Source organism: Cytobacillus firmus NBRC 15306 (genome assembly GCF_001591465.1).
Taxonomy (GTDB): domain Bacteria; phylum Bacillota; class Bacilli; order Bacillales; family Cytobacillaceae; genus Cytobacillus; species Cytobacillus firmus.
Genome location: NZ_BCUY01000003.1, coordinates 105,437 through 112,229, shown reverse-complemented (window position 1 = coordinate 112,229; position 6,793 = coordinate 105,437). Strand labels below are relative to the sequence as shown.

6 protein-coding genes are annotated in these 6,793 nt (G+C 41.9%); all 6 read left to right on the top strand.

Annotated elements, in window-relative coordinates; genetic code table 11:
• Window positions 1-58: 58 nt before the first annotated feature.
• Complete coding sequence (rnhB, locus tag BFI01S_RS01815) at window positions 59-826, top strand: ribonuclease HII (protein WP_061791078.1); 768 nt, start codon at window positions 59-61, stop codon at window positions 824-826.
• Between the two features lie 22 nt (window positions 827-848).
• Window positions 849-2,705, top strand: coding sequence for a TP0910 N-terminal domain-containing protein (locus BFI01S_RS01810; protein WP_061791077.1), 1,857 nt, complete (start codon window positions 849-851; stop codon window positions 2,703-2,705).
• Window positions 2,702-2,998 carry an EscU/YscU/HrcU family type III secretion system export apparatus switch protein gene (locus tag BFI01S_RS01805; RefSeq protein WP_061791076.1) on the top strand — a complete coding sequence of 99 codons (297 nt, stop codon included), beginning with the start codon at window positions 2,702-2,704 and terminating at the stop codon, window positions 2,996-2,998. Before BFI01S_RS01810 ends, BFI01S_RS01805 begins: the two co-directional genes overlap by 4 nt.
• Window positions 2,999-3,302: 304 nt before the next feature.
• Window positions 3,303-4,463, top strand: a complete 1,161-nt coding sequence (sucC, locus tag BFI01S_RS01800; protein WP_061791075.1) for an ADP-forming succinate--CoA ligase subunit beta — start codon at window positions 3,303-3,305, stop codon at window positions 4,461-4,463.
• Between the two features lie 134 nt (window positions 4,464-4,597).
• On the top strand, window positions 4,598-5,500 hold the full coding sequence (gene sucD / locus BFI01S_RS01795) for a succinate--CoA ligase subunit alpha (RefSeq protein ID WP_035328940.1): 903 nt from the start codon (window positions 4,598-4,600) through the stop codon (window positions 5,498-5,500).
• 114 nt (window positions 5,501-5,614) lie between these two features.
• On the top strand, window positions 5,615-6,490 hold the full coding sequence (dprA, locus tag BFI01S_RS01790) for a DNA-processing protein DprA (RefSeq protein ID WP_061791074.1): 876 nt from the start codon (window positions 5,615-5,617) through the stop codon (window positions 6,488-6,490).
• The last annotated feature ends 303 nt before the right edge of the window (window positions 6,491-6,793 follow it).

Sequence of the window (6,793 nt, the reverse complement as noted above, 5' to 3'; positions counted from 1 at the left end):
GGGCTGGATTCAAAACAACAATCATTAAAAAAGAGCCTGAGATGATAAAGGAGAAAACATGGCAAAGTTAACCATTCGCCAAATAGAAGAAAAGATAAAAACTATTGAGTTAGAGGATGACCCTTTCCTTCACTCAATTAAACAGGATGACAGAAAAGGCGTGCAGCAGCTTTTGGCAAAATGGCATTCCCGTCAGCTGCTCCAAAAGAAAATATATGAGAAGCATAAAGAAATGACCCGGTATGAATGGCATTATAGAAGCCAGGGTTTTCAATTTATTGCCGGAATAGATGAAGTCGGCAGAGGACCGCTTGCAGGCCCGGTGGTAGCTGCAGCAGTCATTTTGCCTGAAGACTTTTACCTCCCGGGATTAGATGATTCCAAAAAAGTGCCTGAACGAAAAAGGAAAGAATATTTTGAAATCATTAACGCTAAGGCTGAGGCGGTCAGCATTGGGATCATTGAACCCGGGGAAATCGACCGCATCAATATTTTTGAAGCGACAAAAAAGGCAATGCTGTCAGCGATTGAAGGCCTGAATCCAAAACCGGACTTCCTGCTTGTAGATGCCGTAAAACTTTTAACACCTTATCCAATGGAAGCAATCATTAAGGGAGATGGCAAAAGCGTAACGATTGCTGCAGCCTCAATCATAGCCAAAGTCACAAGAGACAGAATGATGGCTGAAATAGGCGAAGAGTTTCCCCAGTATGGATTTGGGAAAAATATGGGCTATGGGACTAAGGAGCATCTTGAAGCGATAACACTTCATGGAATAACACCTTATCACCGGAAAAGCTTTGCTCCAATAAAAGATTCTTATTAAAAATAGAATAGAAGGTGAAGGTATGAAGCCGTCTGATATAATTCAAAAAATCATAAGGCATGACCAGAGCAATGCAGGAAATACGGCTGCATTCAGGCCAGGGCAAATTGTCAGCGGAAAAGTGGCAAAGCTATTTCCGAATCAGACGGCAGAGGTGCAGATCGGTTCACATAAAGTGATTGCGCAGCTAGAAACCCCTTTGTCAGCGGACAATAGATATTGGTTCAGAGTCGAGCCGGGTGAAGGACTGCTGCGATTAAGAGTAATGGAATCTGTAAAAGGACAAAGTAAAGGAGCTCCGGCTGAGAGCCTTTTAATTCAGCTGGGAATGCAGCTGTCCCGGGAAAATAAAATGCTCATTCAATATTTTCTTAAGGAGCAGCTTCCGATAACAGGTGAAACTTTAAGAATGGCATCGGAATGGATCTATGAAAGCAAATCTGCTGCGGATGGCCTGAGGACAGTAAAAGAGCTGATAATAAGGCAGCTGCCCTTTACGAAGGATGTTTATTCAGCGCTATCCTCAGTAATAAACGGGGACTCTCTTTCTTCGCTTATGGGAGAATTGCAGGATGAGTTAAAGGGAGCCGATTTATCATCCAAAGGGCAGCAAATATACTCCCTGCTGGGGAATCTGACAAAGACTTCAAGGGACAAACTGGGCCAGCAGGCAGTAGTCAGACTGTTTTCAGGGTGGCTGAATGCAAAAGATCAGGCAAGTTCCCGTACAGCTTTCCAGCTCCTGAAAGCAGTGGGGATGTTTCCGGGGGAAGTTGCAGATGGTGCTGCCATAAAACAGCTTATTGAGGGCGGCGAGCAAAATAAACCGATTATTCAGTCACTGACTGAACTTCTAAAAATAAGCGAAACAGGGAACAGGCAGGAATTTATATTGAATTTGGCCAAACTCAATGGGGTTATTGCACAAAGGTCTGAAAGCAGCGGACAAGCTCAAGCTCTACAAACCTTACTCAATGAATTTCGAAATGGCAGAATATCTTTTCCTGCAGAAAAAAATTTACTTACCACCCTTTTCAAATCGGTTCTATCTCTTACATTAAATGATGATTTAGAACATTTATTAGATAGAGACAAGTTCAGGCAGGCTGCTGTTCAGGCGGGGAGATTATTGGGCGGTGAAAAACCATCCGCGGCAGCTGCTCTCAACCCTCAGGAAAGCACAATGCTGGAAGAACTGAAAAATAGCATGCGTCCAGCATCTTATTTCCCATATGACCAGCGTAATATACATAGTGAGTTAAAGAGAATAATCACAACATTGGGGTTTTCTCATGAACATGACGTTCTAAAGTTATTAAAACAGTATGATGATGAAGCCGCCAAAAATCTGGACACCCTCAAACCGCTCCTGATGGGCTTCTTAACCGAAGAACCTGCACATGCAGCTAAAGATGCAGCGGAACGGCTTCTGCATAAAATAACCGGCTTTCAGGCTCTCTCGCAGGAATCCGGACCATTGCAGCACTACATCTTTCAGCTGCCGGTTTCTTTATGGGGAAAGATCTCCGATTTGACAATGCAATGGAGCGGGAGGAGAACAGAAGGCGGAAACATTGATCCGAGCCATTGCCGGGTTATCTTTTATTTGGATCTGGAGCATCTGAATGAAACGATTATCGACCTGCAGGTCCAAAACAGAATCATCAACATTTCAGTTATTAATGAGCACAGCGAAATAAAGAATTTAACAGCTCCATTTGCAGCTGAACTAAAAGCAAATTTATTAAAATTAAACTATAAGCTGTCCTCGGTTTCCTTTCAGAAGCCGGAGCCTGCAGGAGATTCACTTTTAGCAAGAGAAACAATGACATCGATTGTACAGGCAAATCAATTCAGCGGAGTAGATATAAGAATATGAAAAAAAAGCGTGTTGCACAAAGGAAAGAAGCGGTAGCATTAACATACGACCCAGAGAGTCATGGGGCACCAAAGATATCTGCAAAGGGGAAGGGCCTGACAGCTGAAAATATCCTTGCAAAGGCTAAGGAACATGGTATTCCGGTTCAGGAGGATCCTGCCCTTGTTGAGCTTCTTGGCAAGCTTAATATCAATGAAGGAATTCCAGAAGAGCTTTACCAGGCTGTTGCTGAGGTATTTGCTTTCATCTACAGGGCTGATCAGGAAGCTGGAAAGAGGGAAAATAGTAAATAATCTATTCTGGTAAACCAATATGTTTCTCTCACAGGAAACATTTCGAGATGCAATTAGCGGGATTATACTTAAATAAAATAGAATTGAAAGCTGTCGAAAGGCAGTTTTTTCTTTATTTTAATAAAATATTTTTCAATAAAATCAGGTTCAAATCCTCTATAATAACAGGGTTTGTATACTATCTAATATTTATAATTTTTAAAGAAATATAATATTTTAGAGTAAATGGTAGACAAGGGTTGTGTCATTTAATAAAATGAAAGCGCAGTCTATATTTTTGAAGAGTTAGATAGGAGGATGGGAAATGAATATACATGAGTATCAAGGTAAAGAAGTCCTCAGACAATACGGGGTAGCCGTTCCGAACGGAAAAGTGGCATTTACAGTAGAAGAAGCTGTCGAAGCTGCAAAGGAGCTTGGCACTGAGGTATGTGTGGTTAAAGCGCAAATCCACGCCGGAGGACGCGGTAAAGCTGGCGGTGTAAAGGTTGCCAAAAATCTTGACGAAGTTCGTACATATGCAGGTGAAATCTTAGGAAAAACACTTGTTACACATCAAACAGGCCCGGAAGGCAAGGAAGTAAAGCGTTTACTGATCGAAGAGGGCTGTGACATTAAGAAGGAATATTATGTGGGTCTCGTACTGGACCGCGCCACATCCCGCGTTGTTTTAATGGCATCGGAAGAAGGCGGCACAGAAATCGAAGAAGTGGCTGAACAAACGCCAGAGAAAATCTTCAAAGAAGAAATCGATCCTGTTCTTGGTTTAACAGCATTCCAGGCCCGCAGAATCGCTTTCAATATCAATATTCCATCAAAGCTTGTCGGACAAGCTGTTAAATTCATGATGGGCTTATACAGAGCTTATATTGAAAAGGATTGCTCTATTGCTGAAATCAATCCATTAGTTGTAACTGGCGACGGCAAGGTTATGGCTCTTGATGCTAAGCTGAACTTTGATGCAAATGCCCTTTACCGTCAAAAAGACATCATGGATCTTCGTGACCTTGAAGAAGAGGATGCAAAGGAAATCGAAGCATCAAAATATGACCTGAGCTATATTTCCCTTGATGGAAACATCGGCTGCATGGTTAACGGGGCAGGTTTAGCGATGGCTACTATGGATATCGTTAAGCATTATGGCGGAGACCCGGCCAATTTCCTTGATGTTGGGGGCGGAGCAACGGCTGAGAAAGTAACTGAAGCTTTCAAAATCATCCTTTCTGATAAAAACGTAAAAGGTATTTTTGTTAATATCTTCGGCGGAATCATGAAGTGCGACATCATCGCCACTGGTGTAGTGGAAGCAGCGAAGCAAGTAGGCTTGAATGTGCCATTAGTTGTACGTCTGGAAGGCACGAATGTTGAAATGGGCAAGAAGATTCTTGCTGAATCCGATATCGATATCATCGCAGCTGAATCCATGGCTGACGGCGCACAAAAAATCGTTTCTTTAGTAGGATAAGAATCAAAAATGAGCGGCCGTTCAGTATTAAAGGCATTCAGCGAAATCCGATAGTCAGTTTTTTACCTGAAGATTTTCTGCTTATAACCTTTGAGCGCAGGATGGCACTCTTTAGACCAGAAAGGAGAATTAACGTGAGCGTATTTATTAATAAAGATACTAAAGTTATAGTTCAAGGGATTACTGGTTCAACAGCCCTCTTCCATACAAAGCAAATGCTTGAATACGGAACGCAAATTGTCGGCGGTGTAACTCCGGGTAAAGGCGGTACTGAAGTAGAGGGTGTTCCTGTCTTCAATACAGTGGAGGAAGCAGTTAAGGCGACAGGTGCAAATGCCTCTGTTATCTATGTTCCCGCTCCATTTGCTGCTGATGCTATTCTTGAGGCTGTAGATGCAGAATTGGATCTTGCAATTTGTATTACTGAGCATATTCCTGTATTGGATATGGTTAAAGTTAAACGTTATATGGAAGGCAAGAAGACCCGCCTTGTAGGTCCTAACTGCCCGGGTGTTATCACTCCTGAAGAGTGTAAGATCGGCATTATGCCTGGTTACATCCACACTAAAGGCCATGTTGGAGTTGTTTCCCGTTCCGGAACATTGACTTATGAAGCTGTACACCAGCTGACACAGGAAGGAATTGGCCAATCTACTGCTGTTGGAATCGGCGGAGATCCTGTTAACGGAACAAACTTCATTGATGTATTAAAAGCATTCAATGAAGATCCGGAAACTTATGCTGTCATCATGATTGGTGAAATCGGCGGAACTGCTGAAGAAGAAGCTGCAGAATGGGTTAAAGAGAACATGACTAAGCCTGTTGTAGGCTTCATCGGCGGACGTACTGCACCTCCAGGAAAGCGTATGGGCCATGCCGGCGCAATTATTTCAGGAGGCAAAGGAACAGCTGATGAAAAAATCCGTGTAATGAATGAATGCGGTATTCAGGTAGCTGACACTCCATCCGTAATGGGTGAAACCCTGATTAAGGTTCTCAAAGAAAAAGGCCTTTATGACCAGTGTAAAACACACTAATCTTTTCAAATAACTTAAGAGTAGTCCCTCTTTTTGAGGGACTATTTCTGCATTGCTAAATCCGGTTTTCTCCGCACATACCCCGTCTTTTCAAAAACATTTCAGGAGGCTCCCATGAATGAATTTAATATGAAGCTCACCCATCTCCATCACTGCAGAGGAATGAGCTGGAAGATGATTTATTACATTCTAAAGAAAGATCCCGAATTAAAATTTTTGTATAATGATGCGCCCCGCCGAATAATTCCCCAGGTTATCACCACTCAGGAATCCCTTTCCAATGCACTCCAGGATCTGCATTCTGATCGAATCCAGGAACAAATTCGCCAATACTCACCAAATGGCATTAAAACCATTACAATTTTTGACGAGGAATATCCAATTCTATTAAAAGAAACATACCAGCCGCCTTGGGTTTTGTATGCCCGAGGTGATACCAGTCTTTTGAATAGCGGGGTTCATCTGGCTGTTGTTGGTTCCAGACAGGCAACAGAGTATGGAGAAAAAGCCATTCAGTCCATTTTTCCCAAGCTTATTGAACAGGGGGTTATTATTGTAAGCGGTCTGGCTGCCGGCATCGATGCCATTGCGCATAAGGAAGCAATAAAAAATAAAGGAAAAACAATCGGTGTCATAGCCGGGGGCCTGTTTCATATTTATCCACAGGCAAACCAGAAGCTTGCATATGAAATGATGAAAAATCATCTGGTTATATCTGAATATCCGCCTGATACAAGGCCCTCAAGATGGCAGTTTCCAATGAGAAACCGAATCATAAGCGGCATTAGCCGAGGGACACTGATTATCCAGGCGAAAAGCAAAAGCGGCTCTCTTATAACAGCTAATTATGCAGTGCAAGAAGGAAGAGAAGTGTTTGCAGTACCAGGGAATATTTTTAGCCCATACTCAGGCGGAACGAATGAATTAATTCAGCAAGGCGCCAAACTGGTAAAATCAGCTGAAGAAATCTTAGAGGAGTTCCCTTACTGATCAGGTCAAATGAAAGAGGAGTCTTGAAATAGATTAAAGGCTCCTTCTCTTACATCACTCATATTATATTTGTTTATTTAAAGGATTTTTTACAAAAAGGTTGAAATTCTATTAAAACTGTTATACATTTTGCAACAGGTATTAAAGAAAGTAAGAGAATGCTTATTTAGTTAATTTAGGATTTTTTATTGGAAACGGTTGCGGAAATAATCCGATTAAGTTTGACAAACTTGAATAGAATGTAGAATAATAATGAATATTTCAATACACATGCAGTAAGTGAGGCTGTTTTATTGGTAATAG